The 19,032-nt window shown below is 60.2% G+C and carries 13 protein-coding genes and 1 pseudogene; 7 read left to right on the top strand and 7 right to left on the bottom strand.

The genetic code is table 11. From position 1 onward, the window contains the following. Window positions 1-29 precede the first annotated feature (29 nt). The 3 genes from AB0I57_RS07825 (at window position 30) to AB0I57_RS07835 (ending at window position 4,407) form a co-directional block, all read left to right on the top strand. On the top strand, window positions 30-1,664 hold the full coding sequence (locus AB0I57_RS07825; protein ID WP_358332137.1) for a DEAD/DEAH box helicase: 1,635 nt from the start codon (window positions 30-32) through the stop codon (window positions 1,662-1,664). Next, window positions 1,657-3,465 (top strand): ATP-binding protein, encoded by a 1,809-nt coding sequence (locus AB0I57_RS07830; protein WP_358332140.1) that lies wholly within the window; start codon window positions 1,657-1,659, stop codon window positions 3,463-3,465. The genes AB0I57_RS07825 and AB0I57_RS07830 overlap by 8 nt, the downstream gene beginning before the upstream one ends. 447 nt (window positions 3,466-3,912) lie before the next feature. Then, window positions 3,913-4,407 (top strand): hypothetical protein, encoded by a 495-nt coding sequence (locus AB0I57_RS07835; protein WP_358332143.1) that lies wholly within the window; start codon window positions 3,913-3,915, stop codon window positions 4,405-4,407. Between the two features lie 61 nt (window positions 4,408-4,468). Here AB0I57_RS07835 and AB0I57_RS07840 read toward each other — a convergent pair whose 3' ends face one another. Then, window positions 4,469-4,633 carry a hypothetical protein gene (locus AB0I57_RS07840; protein WP_358332146.1) on the bottom strand — a complete coding sequence of 55 codons (165 nt, stop codon included), beginning with the start codon at window positions 4,631-4,633 and terminating at the stop codon, window positions 4,469-4,471. Window positions 4,634-4,740: 107 nt separating this feature from the next. Here AB0I57_RS07840 and AB0I57_RS07845 point away from each other — a divergent pair, with 107 nt between their 5' ends. The 3 genes from AB0I57_RS07845 to AB0I57_RS07855 all read left to right on the top strand — a co-directional run bounded on the left by AB0I57_RS07845 (window position 4,741) and on the right by AB0I57_RS07855 (window position 9,164). Further along, the gene (locus tag AB0I57_RS07845) at window positions 4,741-5,190 is read left to right on the top strand and encodes a hypothetical protein (protein WP_358332149.1); all 450 of its coding nucleotides are present in this window, start codon (window positions 4,741-4,743) and stop codon (window positions 5,188-5,190) included. Window positions 5,191-5,807: 617 nt separating this feature from the next. Further along, complete coding sequence (locus AB0I57_RS07850) at window positions 5,808-7,082, top strand: ATP-binding protein (protein ID WP_358332152.1); 1,275 nt, start codon at window positions 5,808-5,810, stop codon at window positions 7,080-7,082. A 624-nt stretch (window positions 7,083-7,706) separates the two neighbouring features. Then, a complete protein-coding gene (locus AB0I57_RS07855; protein WP_358332155.1) occupies window positions 7,707-9,164 on the top strand; it encodes a DNA phosphorothioation-associated putative methyltransferase in 1,458 nt (485 codons plus the stop codon). A gap of 70 nt (window positions 9,165-9,234) precedes the next feature. Here AB0I57_RS07855 and AB0I57_RS07860 read toward each other — a convergent pair whose 3' ends face one another. The 6 genes from AB0I57_RS07860 to AB0I57_RS07885 form a co-directional block, all read right to left on the bottom strand. Continuing rightward, a complete protein-coding gene (locus AB0I57_RS07860; protein WP_358332158.1) occupies window positions 9,235-10,356 on the bottom strand; it encodes a Swt1 family HEPN domain-containing protein in 1,122 nt (373 codons plus the stop codon). 53 nt (window positions 10,357-10,409) lie between these two features. After that, window positions 10,410-10,571 (bottom strand): hypothetical protein, encoded by a 162-nt coding sequence (locus AB0I57_RS07865; protein ID WP_358332160.1) that lies wholly within the window; start codon window positions 10,569-10,571, stop codon window positions 10,410-10,412. A 631-nt stretch (window positions 10,572-11,202) separates the two neighbouring features. Next, window positions 11,203-13,458, bottom strand: coding sequence for a DUF262 domain-containing protein (locus AB0I57_RS07870; protein WP_358332162.1), 2,256 nt, complete (start codon window positions 13,456-13,458; stop codon window positions 11,203-11,205). A 40-nt stretch (window positions 13,459-13,498) separates the two neighbouring features. Then, window positions 13,499-15,589, bottom strand: coding sequence for a UvrD-helicase domain-containing protein (locus AB0I57_RS07875; RefSeq protein WP_358332164.1), 2,091 nt, complete (start codon window positions 15,587-15,589; stop codon window positions 13,499-13,501). A 273-nt stretch (window positions 15,590-15,862) separates the two neighbouring features. Next, window positions 15,863-16,849: an NYN domain-containing protein gene (locus AB0I57_RS07880; RefSeq protein ID WP_358332167.1), complete on the bottom strand. Its 987-nt coding sequence runs from the start codon at window positions 16,847-16,849 to the stop codon at window positions 15,863-15,865. 640 nt (window positions 16,850-17,489) lie between these two features. Next, window positions 17,490-17,690 (bottom strand): hypothetical protein, encoded by a 201-nt coding sequence (locus AB0I57_RS07885; RefSeq protein ID WP_358332169.1) that lies wholly within the window; start codon window positions 17,688-17,690, stop codon window positions 17,490-17,492. A gap of 358 nt (window positions 17,691-18,048) precedes the next feature. On the opposite strand from AB0I57_RS07885, the pseudogene AB0I57_RS07890 reads away from it, so the two are divergent. Then, window positions 18,049-18,975, top strand: a pseudogene (locus AB0I57_RS07890) (ADP-ribosylglycohydrolase family protein); the annotation flags it as partial. Between the last annotated feature and the right edge of the window lie 57 nt (window positions 18,976-19,032).

Raw genomic sequence — 19,032 nt, forward strand, 5'->3', positions numbered from 1 at the left:
GTCCATGATCGGCACCCAGAGGACAGCCAATGCTCGATGAACGGCTGGACTTCGACGTGCTTTTGACTCGGGCAGACGAAGAGACGCTACGCGACCTAGTGGGGCCGAAAGTTACTCGCTTGCTTCTTCGTCTGGACCCCAACCTCGCCAGACCAAGCAAACTTCGTGAGCTGTTGAAATCACAGAGGACCGCGAGTGAACTCATCAGAGATCCGAAAGCTCGCACCGCCCTGGTTCGCATGCTCTCGCGGAGTCAGGCGGACGCGCTGGTCGATGGACTGCGCCTTGGTTCGAGAAATGGTTCGAGGGACCCGTACGAACTCCTGACATCCTTGACGCTTCGCAAGGGAAGTGCCAAGGAAGCCAAGTTCCACAGCTTGCTTGGTGTCGCCGTCGATGAGGAAGTCAGCCGGACCGAGATACTGCCGGACAAGCCGGCAGAACCGGGCTACGCACTCTTCCATCACCAAAGAGTTGCGGCGTCTGAGGTGGACGATGCCCTGCGTGCTCCTCCCAGCCGCACCATACTTCACATGCCCACCGGTTCCGGCAAGACACGAACAGCCATGAACGTTGTGTGCGACTACTTGCGGTCAGGCGAACCCCGCATGGCCGTTTGGTTGGCTTACAGCGAGGAGCTCTGTGAGCAAGCCGCTTCGGAGTTCGAGCGCGCCTGGACTAGTCTTGGGAATCGCACGCTGAAAGTCTTTCGATTTTGGGGTTCCAACCCAATCGAGATCGACGACGCTCGAGACGGCCTCGTCGTGTGCGGTCTAGACAAGATGTACAGCTCTATTCGGTCGAAATACCAAACGTGGTCTCGACTAGCGGACAGGTCTCGTCTCGTGATCATCGACGAGGCACACCAAGCTCTGGCGCCGACGTACAAGACGACTCTTGAATTGCTTGTGGACAAACATGCTGAAACCCGTCTCCTTGGCCTCACTGCCACGCCCGGCCGAACGTGGAACGATCTGGACGAGGATAGAAAGCTATCCAACTTGTTCGCTAACAGAAAGGTAACCCTGAAGGTAGAGGGTTACAAGAATCCGGTTGACTACCTAATCGATGAGGGCTACCTCGCGCGAACCAAGTACGAATCCCTTACGTATTCGGGCGGTGTAGACCTCAGCCCCAGAGACCTCCGACAGATTGAGCGGGCCACCGATATTCCGACTGAGGTTCTGGAGCAACTAGCTGGAGACGACGCCCGAAACCTGTTGATCGTTGCACGTGTGGAGGAGTTGATCCTGAGCCACAGCCGCATCATTGTCTTCGCGACCACCGCAGATCATTCGAACACGCTCGCCACCGTGCTGGCCGCTCGTGGGATACGGGCAGCGTCAGTGACGAGCAAGACAGGTCCTTCTGAACGGCAGCGCCTGATATCAGCTTTTCGTTCCGATGAGATGGCACCGCAGGTTCTCTGCAATTATGGTGTCCTTACAACAGGATTCGATGCCCCCAGAACTAGTGCGGCGATCATTGCTCGACCCACAAAGTCTCTTGTGCTATACAGCCAGATGGTTGGTAGAGCGACACGGGGCGTGCAAGCTGGGGGAAACCAAGAGGCCCTTGTGGTTACAATCGTCGACACCTCGCTGCCAGGTTTCGGCGGCATGTCCGAAGCCTTTACAAACTGGGAAGATGTGTGGGATGCCTGAGAATTCAGATTTCGATCTAGTGCCAACACGGCTCGCAATCGCCGCCATGCGCGACAACGGGTACAAGAACACCGCCTATGCCGTCGCCGAGTTAATCGACAACGCAATCCAAGCTGGCGCCCATCACGTCGAGCTCCTCGCAGGTGAGGAAAGTGAGCTGGTTCGAGAGCGACGGCTGCCGCGTATCAAAAAAGTCGGTGTACTTGATGACGGATCCGGCATGGATGCAGAGACCTTGCGGATGGCACTCCAATTCGGCAACGGAACCCGTCTCGGGGATCGCACTGGCATCGGGCGGTTCGGAATGGGTCTGCCGAGCGCGTCCATTTCCCAGGCTCGTTGCGTCGAAGTCTGGTCTTGGACCGACTCACCAGACCGCGCCAACTATACCTACATCAATCTAAAGGAAATAGAAGGAGGACAACAAAGCACAGTTCCGGTGCCCAAAGTTGTTGAGCTTCCACAAGAGTGGCGTGACGTGGCCGAATCCGTGGGGTCTTCGGGCACGCTGGTGGTCTGGTCTGTACTTGATCGAATGCAGTGGCGAAGAGCGTCGACAATCATCGATCGGTCGGAAGACATCATCGGTCGCATGTACAGGCTATACCTTGAAGAGGGAAAGGTGACTATTCGCCTTGCCGCGTTCGACACAGAGGACATGTCGCGTGCAACGACGGAAAGGTATGCACAGGTCAATGACCCCCTGTATCTCATGGAGCCGTCGAGCACTCCGGCGCCCTACGATAAGACCGCGATGTTTGAGTACGACGGAGACACATGGGAAGTGCAGGAAAAGGTTCCGACACCCGACGGTGTCTTGCATCCGGTGACGTTGCGGTTCACTGTAGCGAAGTCTGAGGCCAGACAATCACGCAATGCAGGAAACTCGGCCTACGGTAGGCACGCTAAACGGAACGTCGGCGTGAGTCTCATGCGCGCCGGACGCGAACTCGATCTCGATCAGTCTTTGGTTAGTGCCTCCGACCCGAGGGAGCGATGGTGGGGTGTAGAAGTTGACTTCCCGCCTGCGCTGGATGAGGTGTTCGGCGTTACCAACAATAAGCAGTCAGCACGACACTTCAGTGAAGTAACTGCTTCGATTGAATACCTGCTGAGTACCCCGTCGCGCAGTACTGCGGACCTCAAGGATGAGATGGACGAGAATCAAGATGCGGCTTTACCTCTCGTCGACATTGTCGCCGAAGTATCCCGCCGAATCCGTGTCATGAGGCAGGCTATTCAGGCGCAGGCAATAGGTAGGAAGATTCAGGAAAGGCGCCATGACTTTTCCCCCGAAGCAGAAGCGACCGAGGTGACCAAGAGGTTCCAGGCGGAAGGTCGTACAGGCCAGAGCGACGCGGGAGAAGACTTGCCCACCGATGAACGCGTGAACGCCTTTCAACAGGAGCTAGAAGAAACGGGATACACCCCTGGTCAGGCGCGAGACATTGCAACCGACGCTGTCGTGAATCGATTGAAGTACCATTTTTGTGAGGGACCGCTCGATGGGCGCGCTTTCTTCAATGTTCGGCCGGTGGCTGGTGAGATTGTCATCAAGATCAATGTCAACCATCCCGCATACCACGATCTTGTCGAAGTTCTGCAAAACGAGATATCCGACAAGGATGATCGAGACGAACTTGCCGATCGCCTCCGCCGCGCAAACCGTGGGCTCAAACTACTCCTGATGGCGTGGGCGCGATACGAGGACGAGGAACTTCACCCCGAACGCCGTGAGTCGCTCCAGGACATCCGCACAGACTGGGGCCGCGTCGCATCACGATTCCTCCGCGGCAGCTAGGTGACGTCGTCTGTAGGTTCACAGCTAGAAGTCGCTGCAGCGTCGGCTCAGGAGGAGATCGTCCTGGTCGCGCCATTCATGAAGGAGGTTGTGCTGCGGCGACTTCTAGCTGTGTCTGTCCCTAGGGTCCGCCTTAGGGTTGTTACGCGGTGGCATCCCGCAGAAGTCGCAACGGGAGTTAGTGACCTAGCTTGTCGTCAAGTTGCACTTGAGCGACGCTCAGCGGAGTTCATGCTGTGCTCCCGACTTCACGCGAAGTACTTTCGGTTCGACAATCGGGCATTCATTGGATCAGCGAACCTGACTGCCGCGGCACTTGGGTGGCGTGAGCCCAGCAATCTCGAACTTCTTGTCGACTCTGTACCACTCCAAGACTTTGAAGACCGGGTCGCCGCCCGTTCGGTAGTCGCGACAGACCATATGCAGAATCTAATGGAGCAAGCGTCAATGGCGCTCGACCTTCAGAAGATTGCGGCGTCAAACTCAGAGACACCTGACCCTGACTATCAGGATGGGACAGGTGTAGGGCGAGTTGTGTGGCTTCCGCACTGCCGCGACCCCGGAGCACTATTCGATGTTCAAGCAGGACATCACGATGACGTCACCGCATCAGTCATTCGAGATGCGTTGATCGACCTGCATCACCTTGACATACCAAGTGTCGGAGACAGAGGCATCTTCGATACCAACGTCTCCGCCATGCTTTCCTATGAGCCCGTCGTCACAGACGTGTTTGAGTTTGCAAGGGAACCCAAACGATTCGGTGCGGTCAAAGCCTGGATAGCTGAACGGTATCCAGATGTTGCCGACCCGGCCCGTCAGACACAGACGCTGTATCGCTGGCTAAAGCGGTTTCTACCAGAACGGTTCGAGTTCACTCGCGGAAACTATTCGGAGGTCATTCGCGCGTCAGTGCCTGACAGGAGACAACCCGGTAGTTGAGTTCGAATTTTCGGGTGCGGTTCTTGGGTGACCTGTTCCCCGTGCGCGATTCGAAGGGGAATCATGTGGGGATGTAGGCGGCGCTCGTCGCATGTATACCGTTGCGTAGGTGCGGGCTGAGGTCAAGGACGAGATGTATGAGAACGATGATCTCGCTGCTGATCTCGTCGAGTTCACCCAGGACATACAACGTTGACTGCGTGCGATCAGAAGGTCCTAGCGACACAGCGAAGCATGCAACGGTGATAGGAAGGGCACTTAGACGTTGTCTACCCTGATGGCAGAAGCAACGGGGGTAACCAAGAGGTTTTCAAACAGGAAGGGCGCAGGGGCGTGAGCGACGAAGGCAATGAGCCGACGAAAGATGAACGCGTGGCGGCTCTGGTGCAGGAGTTGGTAGACGGTGGATTGACAGACGATCAGGCGCTTGGCATTTCACTCGATGTTGTCAGCAAGGAAATCAGATACGTATTTACGGAAGGAACACTCGACGGAGGTGCTTTCTTCGACGTTCGGTCGGTCGCAGATAAGATCATCATCAAGATAAATGTTAGACATCCTATTTACCATGACCTTGGCGAAGTTCTCGAAAGCGAGATATCTGACAAGGCTGACCGAGACGAGCTCGCCAGGCGGCTCCGCCGGGCTAACCGCGGACTCAAACTGCTCCTGATGGCTTGGGCGAGATGCGAATACGAGGAATCAGGTGACCGCCGTGAGATGCTTCTGGATATCCGCACCGACTGGGGCCGCACCATGAGTCGTTTCCTCCGTGGCGGCTAGATTCGGTGCCTGTGGGTTCACTGCTAGAAGTCGCTGGTATATGCGTACTCGGAGTTCTCTTGGTTGATTTGTTCATGAAGGAAGTGTGCTACGGCGACTTCTAGCGGTTCATTGACACCCGGATCTTGCTCAAAGTTGTTTCGTAATGGCATCCCTGGAAAGTAGCGACGGGAGTCAGCAACCTAGCATGTCGACAAGCTGCACGGGGCGGAGATAGCGCTGGTCTGCTGGCAGCAGTCACTCGAGATGCGCGTGTCGATCTGCGACACATTGGCATACCAAGTGCGGAGGAGGGAAGCGCCTTCGAGACCAATGTCGCTGCGATGCTTACGCATGAGCCCGCGGCGTATCCGTCTGTGAGTTCGTCAGGGAACCTGGGCGATTCGGTGCGGTGAAAGACTGGATCGATGAACGGTATCCAGGTGTTGCCGACCCGCGTCGCCAGACTTAGACGCTGTATCGCTGGCCCAAGCGGTTTCTGCCAGAACGATTCGACCGGGTGACACGCGCGGTGCGAGCAGGGGTTACGAAGAGCTTCTTGTTGTTAGGATCTGCGACATCTCATTGCGGGGTCCGCAAAGTGTCCGAAGCTTTTTCGAGCTGGGAAGATGAGTGGGATGTCTGACAATTCTGATTTCGATCTGGTGCCGACTCGGCTTGCGATTGCTGCCATGCGCGACAACGGGTACAAGAACACAACCTATGCGATCGCTGAGCTGATCGACAACGCCGTCCAGGCCGGAGCCCAACATGTGGAGCTCCTTGCAGGTGAGAAGCAACTGGCGGTTGGCGAGCGGCGGTATTCGCGTGTATGGGAACTTGGTGTGCTTGATGACGGCTGTGGGATGGACGCCGAGACCTTGAGGATGGCGCTCCAGTTCGGCAACGGGACCCGTCTCGACGATCGTTCCGGCATTGGCCGCTTCGGAATGGGTCTGCCGAGTGCGTCTATCTCGCAGGCGCGTCGCGTCGATGTCTGGTCCTGGACCGACTCGCCAAACCGTGCCAACTACACCTTCGTCGATCTCGACGAAATCGAGGAAGGACAGCGAAGCACGGTTCCAGTGCCTGTAGTTGTCCCTGTCCCGCAGAGCTGGCGTGACGTGGCCGAATCCGTAGGATCGTCGGGCACACTGGTGGTCTGGTCGAAACTCGACCGAGTCCTGTGGAAGAGGGCGTCGGCGATCATCGATCGGGCAGAAGACATCATCGGCCGTTTGTACCGGCGGTTCCTCTACGGGAACCGGGTTACCATTCGTCTGGCCGAGTTTGACACCGATAGTGGGTCGAAGGCCACGAAGGCAAGGCATGCTCGGGTCAATGATCCCCTCTACCTCATGACACCGTCGAGTACTCCGGCTCCCTACGACTACGAGCCGATGTTCGTGCCTGAAGGCGATTACTGGGAGATCGAGCGGAAGATCGAGGGGGCTGACGGTCGGATGTACGTCGTGACGACTCGCTTCACTGTCGCGAAGACTGAGGCACGAGAACCCCTTAACGCAGGAGCAACGCACTACGGCAAGCATGCCAAGCGGAACGTTGGTGTGAGTCTCGTGCGGGCCGGGCGCGAGCTCCAGCTCGAACAGTCCCTGGTAACCAGTGACCCGAGGGAACGGTGGTGGGGTGTCGAAGTCGACTTCCCGCCCGCACTGGACGAGGTGTTCGGTGTGACCAACAACAAACAGTCGGCGCGAAACTTCAGTGAAGTTGCTGGTTCGATTGACAACCTATTGAACAAGGGGTCGCGTAACACTGCGGATATCAAGTACGAGATGTACGAGAATGGTGATTCTGCTGCTGGTCTCGTCGAAGTCATCCATGACATACAACGCCGACTGCGTGCGATCAGGATGGTTCTCCAAATGCAGCCAAGGAGACAGCGGAGGTAGGAAAGCCACGAAGGTAGCGATCCCTTGAGGCAGAGCAACCTAAGTTGCCATGAACATGTAGGCAGAAGGTCGTTGGGGCGAGAGGCACAAATTGGAGGACCTGCCTGAACGTGAACTCATGAGGCTCTTCAGTAGATGTTCTCTCGGTGTATTGACGCAAGCTCAGGTACGAGTCAAACCGTTCCGGTTGCGGGTGAGGCTCTACGCCGTCAGCGACCCGCTAGGCCCGCCAACGGCGAGCGATTGCTCGGTACCGAGACACACAATGATCTCCTCCATCCGACCTATCAAGAATTGTCTGCTGATCCGGCGAACGTAGTCTTCTATCATTGCCAGATCGTCTATAGCCGGTAGTTTCACGTACGCGAGCTGAGTCTGTGCCGTTGACCGAGTTCGAGCGCCGGTATTAGGTCTTGCCGTTGCGGCTTGATCTATACACAGCGATGGGCAAGAAGCCTTCGACTAGGTCGCTAGACGAATCCGTTCGATTCGCGGCATAATACTCAGCATCACAGCGTAACGCGCACAACGATATACGTTACTTGGCAGGGCTTCCTTCGTCGACTTGATTCGTGCGTGCGGCGGGGTGCAGTCGCAAGAACGTATCGGTGGAAGGAATTGGTTATGTCGGCGCCAACCGGATGGACTACCAAACGGCACCGCACAGCTATTGGTCGTTCCGGCCTCTCAATGCCTCTCCGGCAGGCGCTCTTGGATGACGTCTTGACCCAGAACAACACCGTTCTCGACTACGGCTGCGGCCGCGGCCAGGATGTCCGCCGGCTCGAGCAGATGGGCATCGAGGCACACGGGTGGGACCCCTTCTACTCACCAGACAACCCGTTGGATGAGCATGACGTGGTCATGCTCACTTACGTGTTGAACGTCATTGAAGATCAGAACGAGCGGCGACAGGCGCTGTCAACTGCTTGGCAGCTCGCGGGAAAGACGCTTGTCGTCAGCTGCCGCATGGATTGGGAACAGCAACCGGCACGAGGTCACGCTGCCGGAGATGGACTGGTCACAAGTCGTGGCACATTCCAGCACTTCTACAGCGCACGCGAGTTGCGAGCCTCTGTCGAGAACGTAACGGGTGGCTACTGTGTGTCCCCTGTGCCCGGGGTAGTTTACGCCTTCCGCCGCGAGGAGGACCGCCTGGCGTATCTTGCTCGCGGCACCATTTCCGAATTCAGTTGGACAGACAGCGCGGACTATGTATCGGCGCTGGCTGAAGTCATATCCTTTACCGAGAAACGTGGCCGAGTTCCCATGTTCGAGGAAATTCCGGCGGATGTAGTTCCACTGCTTGGAAAAATTTCCCACCCCGCACTGGTTCGCCTGATCAAAAAGGGTGCAGACCCAAACAAGGTCGCAGCGGGTACCAAGAGGGCAACTCTCGATACACTTCTCTACCTCGGAACATCAATCTTCAGTGGACGTACGCGGTTAGGCGATTTGCCGCTTTCGATTCAGGCAGACATAAAGAATTGCTTCCGCAGCTATCAAGAAGCATGCACGCGGGCGGATAGGCTGCTATTGAAGATCCGCGACGATACATACATTCGGGGCGCAATGCGGAACTCTGTCGGAAAGCTCACCGCGACGGCACTCTATGTGCATCAACGAGCGACTCCCTCCATGCCCGTCGTACTCCGCCTCTATGAGCACTGCGGCTTCGTCGCAGCAGGCAGGCCCGAAGGATGGAACATACTCAAGTTGGATCATCGTGGTCGACGGGTCTCGTGGTCGTCATACCCGAAATTCGATTCGGATCCACATCCCACTCTGAATTGGACGTATGGCGTAGATATGACGACACTCGAGAGTCAATATCAATCCTTCGCTGACAGAACGAACAAGCCGCTGTTACATCGCAAGGAAGAGTTCCTAGCCGCAGACGATCCTGCGGCACCAAAGTATCGACGGCTCACGGCGGCGGAGGTACGAGCCGGGCTCTATAGCGAACCCACTCGAATCGGCCTCGAGGTCGGATGGGCCGCCGAACTGGAGCGTTGCGGTGTCGCACTCAAGGGCCATCGGCTTGTGAAGAGGCCCGCCCCATCCGAAGCGACACCTGGGTGAGGACACCAGCGATGTAGTCAGCTGGCGGCACTGTCGCTTCGGTGGGGGAGTCCCTACTCAGTTACGAGTCTTAGGCCAACCGGGACATGGCCTTCGCAAGGTGGTTCGCGACCGGCCTGGTCCGCCGTTGGCGTCCGAATGTGCGAAGTACCGCGACGGCGAGCTCTTCGGCGCTGATCCCTGGCCACTTCGCCTGGATGAATTGTGCGGAGTTCGCGATCTCGACAGGGCTGATGTGAACAAACGGCCGATCCGCTGTGCTGTCGTTCGGCCGGAATTCGCTCCAAACGCCAGGGTCGATCTCACCGGGCCAGACGAACTTGTCGGCGTCCACGAGGAGCCCCGCCTGTTGGATCTGATAGGCAAGCTTCTTTTCCCTCGAGGCTCGGACACGCTGCAGGCCGAAGGATTGAGCTGTCATCTGCACAAGTCGATCAAGGTGGATCGGTCCCTCGTATGTCGCAATTTCGACCGCGGCGGCACGGACCTTCTCCTTGGCGGCCTTCTTGGGAAGGTCGTCGAGAATCTCGACACCCCCAATCTGTACCACTGTCCAGGGCTCGAACTCGAGCCGCTTGTCACCGATTACGCTCGGTTCACGGACCAGCACGGAGGGGTCAGGTGTGACCACTTCAGGCTCTTCTTCGGTCGCGCCGACGGCTTTCTCGGGGGGTGCGTCTACTGTCTCAATGCGCACGGCTGGCTGAACGACTGTTGTTGCCGCGGCCACTTGCTCGGTGACACCTTCTTCTGCGGCAAGTGCCACGAGTGCCTCGTGCCGGATGCGCTTTGCTTCCTCGAGACCGTCGCCATCCTCGAAGTGCTCGAGAAGCCGGACGCAGAAGTCGTTCGCGCGGAAGGCCTCCTCGACTGAGAAGCTATGCATGTGCGCCATCTGCTTGCGGGCTATGCGCAACTCGTTGCCGAGGGTGCTGACGGTCCGCTGCCTGTCATCGAACGGATAGCCGAAATCCCCGAGGCGCTCGGTGATCATCCGAAGCTGGGCCTGCAGGTCGTGGGTCCAGTACTTGTACCCCTTGGAGAAGCCCTTCTTTTGGTCGAGGATCTCCAGCACGACTGTCCACGGGTGATCACCGAGATCTTTCGCGAGCCGCGAGGCGATGATCGGATCCAGTCGGTCCGCGAGATGGTCGAGGCACTCTTTGACCGACAGGTTCGGTTTGAAGGTCATTTCGTTACTTTCCTTTCACGTCTGAGAGCGTTGGCGACTATTGACGCAGGCTCTCAGACATCGGTTCCCGCTTCGCCTGAGGCATTCGCGGCTGCGCGCGACGTGAACAGGGGAACGTCGTATCGCGGGATTCGCCGATGCTGAGTGCCCAGAATCAACTGAACTCCACCAGAGTTCAGGAAAAACCCTTGCTCGAGTGGGCTGATTTCGCTCATCTGTCCTCCCCACATTCGCGCGGCCATTTCAACGATGCGATGCACTCGACGATCCGAGAGATGGCCGACAGGACTGGATCATCCTACGGTCGACAAGTCGAACTTTCGCATCGGGTCGTGGATTTGTGGGGTAGCTTGACAGTCTGAGCCTTCGGAGTGCCGAAGGATCGGGGTCTTGCAAACGCGGTACGGCAGACGGAACATCTGGTGAGCGTTGTCAACTCGGCTTGCGCGCTCCTTGCTGACGATCTCGACCACTACGGCGAACTGCTCGCACATGCCCGAGCCGAACTTGCTACCTAAGCCGTACTCGAGTCACTCGAAGTGCTCCGATGGATGTCGGTATCGAAGGTCAAGTATTGGATGGTGCGGCTATCGGACGGCCTCGCGCTTGCTCGACGAGCACAGGTGACGGAATGGGTGGAGCATGAGGATCTAACCATCGAGGATGCCCACGCCGAACTCGGGAGTCCCGAAAAGGCAGTTGGCATGATCGTGGGTGGCACGGCGTTGGCGCTCGGGGGCAACACAATCGACGTGCGCACCATCCGCATAGACCTGGTTGGTAGCGGGTGGAAGAAGGTTGTAGGTACCCGAAGTGACGGAATTCTTTGGGATGGTGCTGTGATTGTCAGGCCGCGTAGCCGAACTGCTCGAGCCGGCGCCGCGCGACAGCGACCTCGTCCTCTGTGAACAGCGAATTGAACCGGGGGTCGAGGACCTTGGCCTCGACGGTGAGGTCGAGGCGGTTGCGCTCCCACAGGTCGGCGAATCCGTCGGAGACAGTGGGGGAGGACAGCAGCTTACGGGCCGTCGCAAGTGGCCCAAGGTCGGCCAGCATGCTGCGCAATTGGGGTGAGGTGTAGCCCGCTTCGCGGCTAGCGCGGTCGTAGCAGGAGACTAGCTCCCGGCCCAGTTCGAGGACAAGGGTGTCGTCGGCTGCTGACTCGATTGTGGGTTCTGGGGAGGCCTCCTCGCCGGAGGCCGCCACGTTCCGGCGTGCGACGAACCCGAGTAGCGCGTCGACCGAGGTGAACACCTCGTAGCCGAGCTCCTCTAGCCGTGGCAGGTCCGCTTCCTCCGGGTCGAGTTCGAGTACGACGGGGTTGCCCTGTCCAACCTGCAGGCCGTCCGGCCAGAACGCTTCCGCGACGGCGAGCACGCGGCCGCTGACCGGGTCGGCGATCTCGGAGTCGGTGGTGGGCTCTGCGTAGCCGAGACGTCGCATCTCGGCGATCATGTCTCGGATCTGAATGGTCCGCGGATCGTCGGTCTCGTCCGAAGTGACAGCGACGGGCTGCAGTTCGGGTTCGTCGACGGTCGCAGTGCCAGCACGCAGTCCTTCGAGGAATATATGCGCGGCCTCGGCGAGGAGCTCACGACGCGCGGCGAGGAAGGCGGGGTAGTTCTCGACCTTCCACAGTTCGGGGTCGGTCGGAATCCACTGTGAGGCGAGGACTCCGGGGTACTTCGCCTCGACTTCGCCCAGGTACTCCGCGGGTGCACGCTTTCCGATCTGGAGGTTGGTGTCCTGGGTCAGGAAGCAGAAGTTCGCGAGCGCGTTGACTTCACCGTGGCTGTAGTGGTCCCGTAGCAGTGCCTTCGGGAAAATGTGATGGACCTGCAGCGACGACGGCTTGCCCAACAACTCCGCCTCGAGCTCGAGTCCGCTGCCGAAGTCTCGCGCGGCGCTGACGCGGGTGAGCAGGTACAGCAGCGGGTAGAAGCGGGACCCGCGTGTGGAGCCCTCGAAGTCGTGCGGGCGGACCTCGAGTTTGCCTCCGCGGATGCGCTCGAGCGACTCGATGAGCCCGTCGACGCCGGCCCGTTTAACTGTCTCATAGTCCTGCTGAAGATATGTCTCCGTCGAACCACTGAATCTGCCCCAGAGGGCCGAGTGCACGTACCAGTACAGAACCTTGTCGCGGTGTGCGACGTCGTCGAATCGACCGTCGTGCAGCGAAAGCAGGTACGAGACAACGGGGACCGCGTATCGACCCATCAGCACCCGATCGTGGTCTAGTCCGAGCCTTCCTGAGGCTGCGTCGAGGAAGGTGTCCACGTGCTGTACCGACGAGGTAAGGGATTGCTCGAACTCCGGTGCTGACACCTTGTCGAGCGCAGAGAACAGTGCGCGGCCAGTGGAGACGGCGGTTGCGTTGCGTAGCAGCCAGTCGAGGCTGAAGTCGTAGCCGGCCTTCTTCCAGCGGTCCAGGTCATCGCGCATTTCGGCGCGAGCGGCAGGCCACTGCGCGCACAGCTTCGCCAGCGCCAGGTCGCCCTTCGAGAGTTTGGTGCCGCCGGAGTTGACCTTGTTGAATATGTCGACGACCTCGTCGACGGACTTGTGTGCTCCGGTGATCTTCTCCTGGTTGAACTCTCGTTCCTTGACCTGTGAGAGCTGGTTGAGCCGGTTCAAGTACGTCGTCGCGTCGTCGGGGCGGTCCGCGAACCGGGTCAGATACGTCATCGGACCGTTCTGAAACAGCTCCGTGACGCTGACCCAGGTGGGGTCGCCCGACATCTTGGTCGGGGCGTAGAACTCGAAGATCTCCTCCTCGACGTTGAAGTACAGCCCGGTGAACGCGGTCGGGTCGCCCTCGAAGAACGGTGGTGGCGTTCCCCGCACGACGCCGTACATCGAAGTGACGCGCTGCTGGCCGTCGAGGAGCAACTGTCGGACGCCGGCTGCGGCCACTGAGCCGCGGACCGAAACACCGTCCGAGGTGGTTTCCCACATCAGCAGCCCGCCGACCGGGTAGCCCAGGTACAACGACCGCATCAGGCCCCGGACCTGGTCACGGTTCCACACGTAGCCACGCTGGAATTCAGGCAGCAACACCGTCCCCGAATCGATCTCGTCGAGCAACGTGGACAACTTGGGCATGATGGACCTTCCAGGCGAACTGTGATTCCAACAGTGTCTATCAGACGAGGGGGACAAGAAACGGACTCGGCTCATCGGTCCAGGTGACGAGCAGGTCCTCGCGAGCGCGGGTGCAAGCGACGAAGAGGACGCACCGCTCGCGTTGCATGTCTCGGTCATGGGTCTGCAGGTCTTCGTCCGCCGACGTGATCGCTTTGCCAGCCGGAACCTGACTGGCGCCGACGCCGACGACCGCCATACACCGGAACTCCAGCCCCTTCATTGCGTGCATAGACCCGATGGCAACGGAGTCGGCGTCCCCCTTCGACTTCACGAGCGACCGCACCGATACGCCGCGACGGAACAGCTCGTCGAGCACCTTTGTGCCAAGACGATTCGCACGGGTGGCGACGCCGATCTCACCTGGCGCAACACCGCTGTCGATCCATGCCTGTACGGTGTCTGCGACGTAGCTGATCTCGTCACTCTGGGTTCCGAACCCTTTGGTTGTGGGTGGCATCCCGTGAACGTCGGAGCGGCAGCCGGCGATGGAGTCGAGCTGGCCGTCCATGTCGTCGATGCGTTCGCCGCGTAGCAGTTCCAGGCTCCAGCCAAGGATCTCTGCTGTGGTGCGATAGTTCACGACCAACCGGCTGGACCGGCCGGTGACGTTGATCCCGACGTCCCGCAGGCTCACGCGACTGTCGTAGATGCGCTGGTGGGTGTCGCCGGCGATGAACACATCATCAGGCCCCTCTGGCACGGCGGCACGGACAAACCGCCACTGCTCAGGGCTGAGGTCCTGTGCCTCGTCCACGACGACGTGTCGGTACGGCTTGTCGGTGCGTTCCTCGAGTAGCTTGGTGGCCTCTCGGCACACCATCTCGTGGGTCCACTGTCCGCGCTCGCGCAGTGCGTTCTCGAATTCCCACAGCGCCTGCCACACCTTGGCTTTCTGGTTGGCACCGAGTCGCCGGCCCCGCCCGGTCCGCTTGGCGGACAGGTAGTCGGCGGCCGTCGAGACACGCTGGGCGAGTACCACGTTCCTCCACTCAGCGGTGAGGAAGGCCTCACTGAAGGGAAGCTCGAGCCGCGTGATGATCGAGGACCAGAGCTGCTGCTCATCGTTGGAGGTCAGCATCTTCGGTGCGCCATGTTTGTCTCGGAACACCTGGTGCGCCAGCTTGTCGACGTGCTGCACGTCGATCCGGTCGAGCACTTCGGGAGAGGTGGCGAGCAACTTGACGCCGGCGCGTAGCGAGTCAGTGAGGGTGGAGGTGAAGGTGGTTACAAGCACAGGGTCCGTGGACTCTTGTGCAAGACGGTGAGCTCGGTGGAGGGCGACAACTGTCTTGCCGGTGCCTGGCCCTCCCGTCACGCGGGCCGGACCGCGGAAGGCGGTGTCGACGACCGCCTGCTGCGTCGGGTGCAGGTAAATCCGCCACAGTGCGAACGGATGCGCGAACATCGCCATCAGGTCCTGCGGGCCATCGACGAGGACTATCCGATCGGTGCTGCGGGCAACTGCGGCGTCGAGATCGTCGGTGTCGTAGGGTTCGTCCACGATCTTCGCGCCGAGCTCTGACCACACCTGTTCCGGAGTCAGGCCGGATGCGAGTCCGGTCAGCGCATCCCACTGGGTTTCGGGGATGATCGGTTTCATGGCGTCGAGCTGGTTTGTGTCGGTCAGGGTGCGCGCGAGCTGGACAATTGTTTCGTCAATACCGAGGCGGGTGAGGTCGGCGTCGTTGACTAGGGCGAACAGCCGGGTTGGCGTTGATTCAGCCACCTTGGCGAGTTCGGACAGAGATTCGTCGATCATGGCAACGTCCCGAATCTCGATGCCGCCCGTTGCCCGGTTGACCGTCAAGTCGCGTCGTCGAGCCCACGTGTAGGCGTCGTCGTGCGGGAGAACAGTGAGGAGGGTGTACACGTCACCGGTCTCGGGGGCAAGGACGATGCCGCGATAGAACTGATCGATGCGGATGGAGCGAAACCGCCGGTTGCGAGCGTCAGCGATCTTCTCCATGTGAATGCCGGTGTGGGTGGCCGCCTCGAACTTCGCGAGTGTGTCGGTGATCTTGTCTTGAAGAGGCTTGTCGAGTCGCCCGTATTCCTGGAAGCACTCCTTCGCGACAGCGAGCTTTGGCATCAGTGGTTTCTCCCGGCGATCACATCGATGATTCGGGGTATCTCTACCATCTGACACTGGCGGAGTGGTAGCGGTGGTCCGTTGTCGGCCTATTCACCGGCCATACCGAGCTGGACGCGGCCGAAGCCAAGTATCGGCGCAAAAAATAGCTCGCACCACCGCGATCGCCGCCATTGACCCTACCTATGGCTCAACCGACCTGTGGAACCGTCTAGACCCCGCGGGTACGTCGCTACACGGAGCAGCCCGTTGAGCGGGCCTTCCAGGCTTGGCTCAACCCACGCTGTACTTCTCCCAGAAACGCGCACGCAATAGGTGTCGGATACCCTCGTCCAAGTCGTACTTCTGCATCGCTTCGGAGGCGTCAAGCAGAAGTGCACTGTCAATGTCGCGGGGGATAGATGGGCGCGCACGCTGGAGTTCTAGTTTGTCATGAGCACTGGCGCTTTCCTGGAACGATGCGAGGACCCGCGTCACGACCTCATCAATCAATTCATCTTGGTCGTCGCCTTCGTCGTACCCCGGTAGCACTTGGGCGGGAGATCCGGTCGAGGCGCTGTAGGCGAGTACGCTCGTCTGGCGTGGAGCAGTCGGGCCCTGAGGAATAGCCGCGAGGTCGAGAGGAGTCCGAACGGCTGACCTTGTCGACCCGACTGCGGGGCTGGTAGGCCTAGACATGGGTTCTGGTGTGATCGGCTCAGGTGCTGGTTGACGATCGACCTTCATGACTGCAGCATCCACCACCGCGCCGTCGAGGCTGTCGAGCTCGTCAGCAGCCCGGATAAGGTGCCGGCTGACGCCATGTGGCTTGCCGTTGACCGTCGGTACGGCGAGCAGCACGACCTGGACGCCGTGTACCTGCGCCTCTTCGACTGCTTCGGTGAGGTCGTCATCGCCCGAGACGAGAAAGAACACGTCGGATGCACCATTTCGCGCGTGGGCCACGAGGTCGAGACCGATGCGAAGGTCGACCCCCTTCTGCTCCCCATTGACGCCGAAACGCCCGAGCCGGAGCTTGACTTTGGGCAGCTCGCCGATGCGCTCCTGCTGTGGATCAGGGACGCCGTTCTTGGCTGAGTCGTACCAGTGCACCCTCAGCACCGGCAGGCCCGACCGGACTTCTGCAGCATCCACCAATGAACTGATCAGCGCGGAGTAGTTGACGTGAATCCCGCTGCGTAGCGACGTGCCGGTGACGCGGGTCGCGGCTGAAGCGAGCAGGTACCCGGCATCGATGTAGAGAGAACAGGTGCTCCGCATGCGTTCACTATGGCATGCATGGCCGACGGCGACGGGGAGTTTGATCCGCACCCTGCGAAACGTCGCACCATCACCGATGGTTGAGCAGCGGCAAGGAGTGCCCTGCAAAGGGTAGTCGGCGAGTCCTAGAGCGGGAATCCAGATACCAACTGCAGCAATCGATTGCGACGTATGGGTGAACTACCGGTACTGGTACTCGCCGCTTGAACGCTGGGCACAGCGCCTCGGCACCAGCGTTGTCCCAGAATATCCTGGTCGGCCGCATCGCCCGCCGATGCCACGGAGCATATGTATTCGCCCTGCAGGAACAGGAACTGGACCCACACGCATGAAGTTGGCCACGGTGGTCTCCTCGATCCGGTCCAGGTTCAGAATGCTGCCGACCCGAACAACTGACATGTAGTCGGTGAGTTCGCGTTGGAAAATTATCCACGAGTGGCCCGGGTTGGTTGAAGCCGCGATCTCGAACGCGTTGGCCCCAGGCCGGTCTCGGTCAACCCGTGAGCATTCCCAAAGGAGCCTGCCGGCAGATCGGCTTCGGTCATGTGGCGGAACGTCCGTCCAGTCGCCTCGAGTGCACCAATCCCAAGCTGCTGGAACGAATCTTTGGGCAGTGGCTTGTCTCGTACAGGTGCCGGAGTTACAGCACGGTGAAAGTGTCGGCGAGCAGTCCGGATGGGTCGCCCCGGCGAGGGTACTGGGCACGCAGATCGTCGATGGCTTGCGACATCATGGCGGCGTGGTCGATTGCCAATTGCTCGGTCACGGTCCGACCGTCGATGCGGACCAGAATGGTGTCGGGCGGAAGTTCGTCGTGACGCAGGATCGCACCGCTAGCCATCGACAGGACCCAGCCGGCCTGGGGCGTCGAACATCGCGAGCTGATGGAATTCGGCGACGACCAGTCCCGCCTTGGTGGGCAGCGCTCGTTCGACCGCTTCGGTCAGCCGCTCGCCGGGCGCAGGAACAATCCGGGGAGTGCCATTGCGCCATAGGGTCTTTCGCCGATTAGGCCGTGGAGTCGACCCGTGTGCACGGCGAGGACCGCTACGTCGACGGCCACAGACGGGAAGAGGTAGTCGGTAAGCGCCTTGCGTCCGCGTCGCGCCACTCGGCTCGTGCTGGGTGCGGAGCCACGCTTGCGGATTAGCTCAATGATGAGCTAATGTTTAGCGCGAAAGCGATCTAAGGGGGATTCTGTGAGGTTGTCCGAGGAACGAACCGACCGCGCCGCTGGAGTGCTTCTCGCGACCGCGGCCGGCGACGCGCTGGGTGCCGGTTACGAGTTCACGAAGCCGGGATCCGACGTGGTGATCGACATGATCGGTGGCGGACTCGGTTCGTTCGCCCCGGGTGAGTGGACCGACGATACGTCGATGGCTGTCGCGATTGCGGAGGTCGCCGCAACCGGCATCGACATTTCCGATGGAGAGGGTCTGGATGCCGTTGCCGCGCAGTTTGTTCGGTGGTACGACTCCGGACCGGCCGACATCGGGAACCAGACGTCGGCGGTGCTGTCGAGGCGGCCCGCCTCGGCGGACGAGATGCGCCACATCGCCTGGGCGATACCGGGACTCAAGGGCGGTAACGGGTCGCTGATGCGGACCGCGCCGGTCGCGCTGGCCTACCTCGGCGACGTCGACGGGTGCCTGCGGGCGGCGCGTGTGATCGGGCTGCTCACTCACCACGACGAGCGCGCTGTCGAGGCGTGCGAGATGTGGACGTACGCCATCCGTCACGCCGTTCTGAATGGCACGTTCGATGGTGTCCGCGAGTACCTCGCGAAGGCCTCGACGGGAACACGCGACTACTGGGCACCACTGCTCGACGTAGCCGAGCGGGGTACGCCGGCAGACTTCCCGAAGAACGGCTGGGTCGTCGATGCGCTGCTGACCGCGTGGTGGGCGATCAACACCACGGACGCACCGGGTCCCGAGCACCTGGAGGCCGCGCTGGAGCAGGCGGTGCGTGCCGGTCACGACACCGATACCACTGCGGCGATCGCCGGGGGTTTGCTCGGGGCGAGATGGGGTGCATCGGCGGTGCCGGCCCGCTGGCGCCGGATGCTGCACGGCTGGCCGGGCTACCGCGCGCAGGACCTCGTGCGTCTGGCTGTGCGGACGGCGAGGGGAGGCGACGACCGCGAGGGGTGGCCGTCGTCGCCCACCGTCGACTACGCGCGT

Source organism: Rhodococcus sp. NPDC049939, assembly GCF_040656415.1.
Taxonomy (GTDB): domain Bacteria; phylum Actinomycetota; class Actinomycetes; order Mycobacteriales; family Mycobacteriaceae; genus Rhodococcus_F.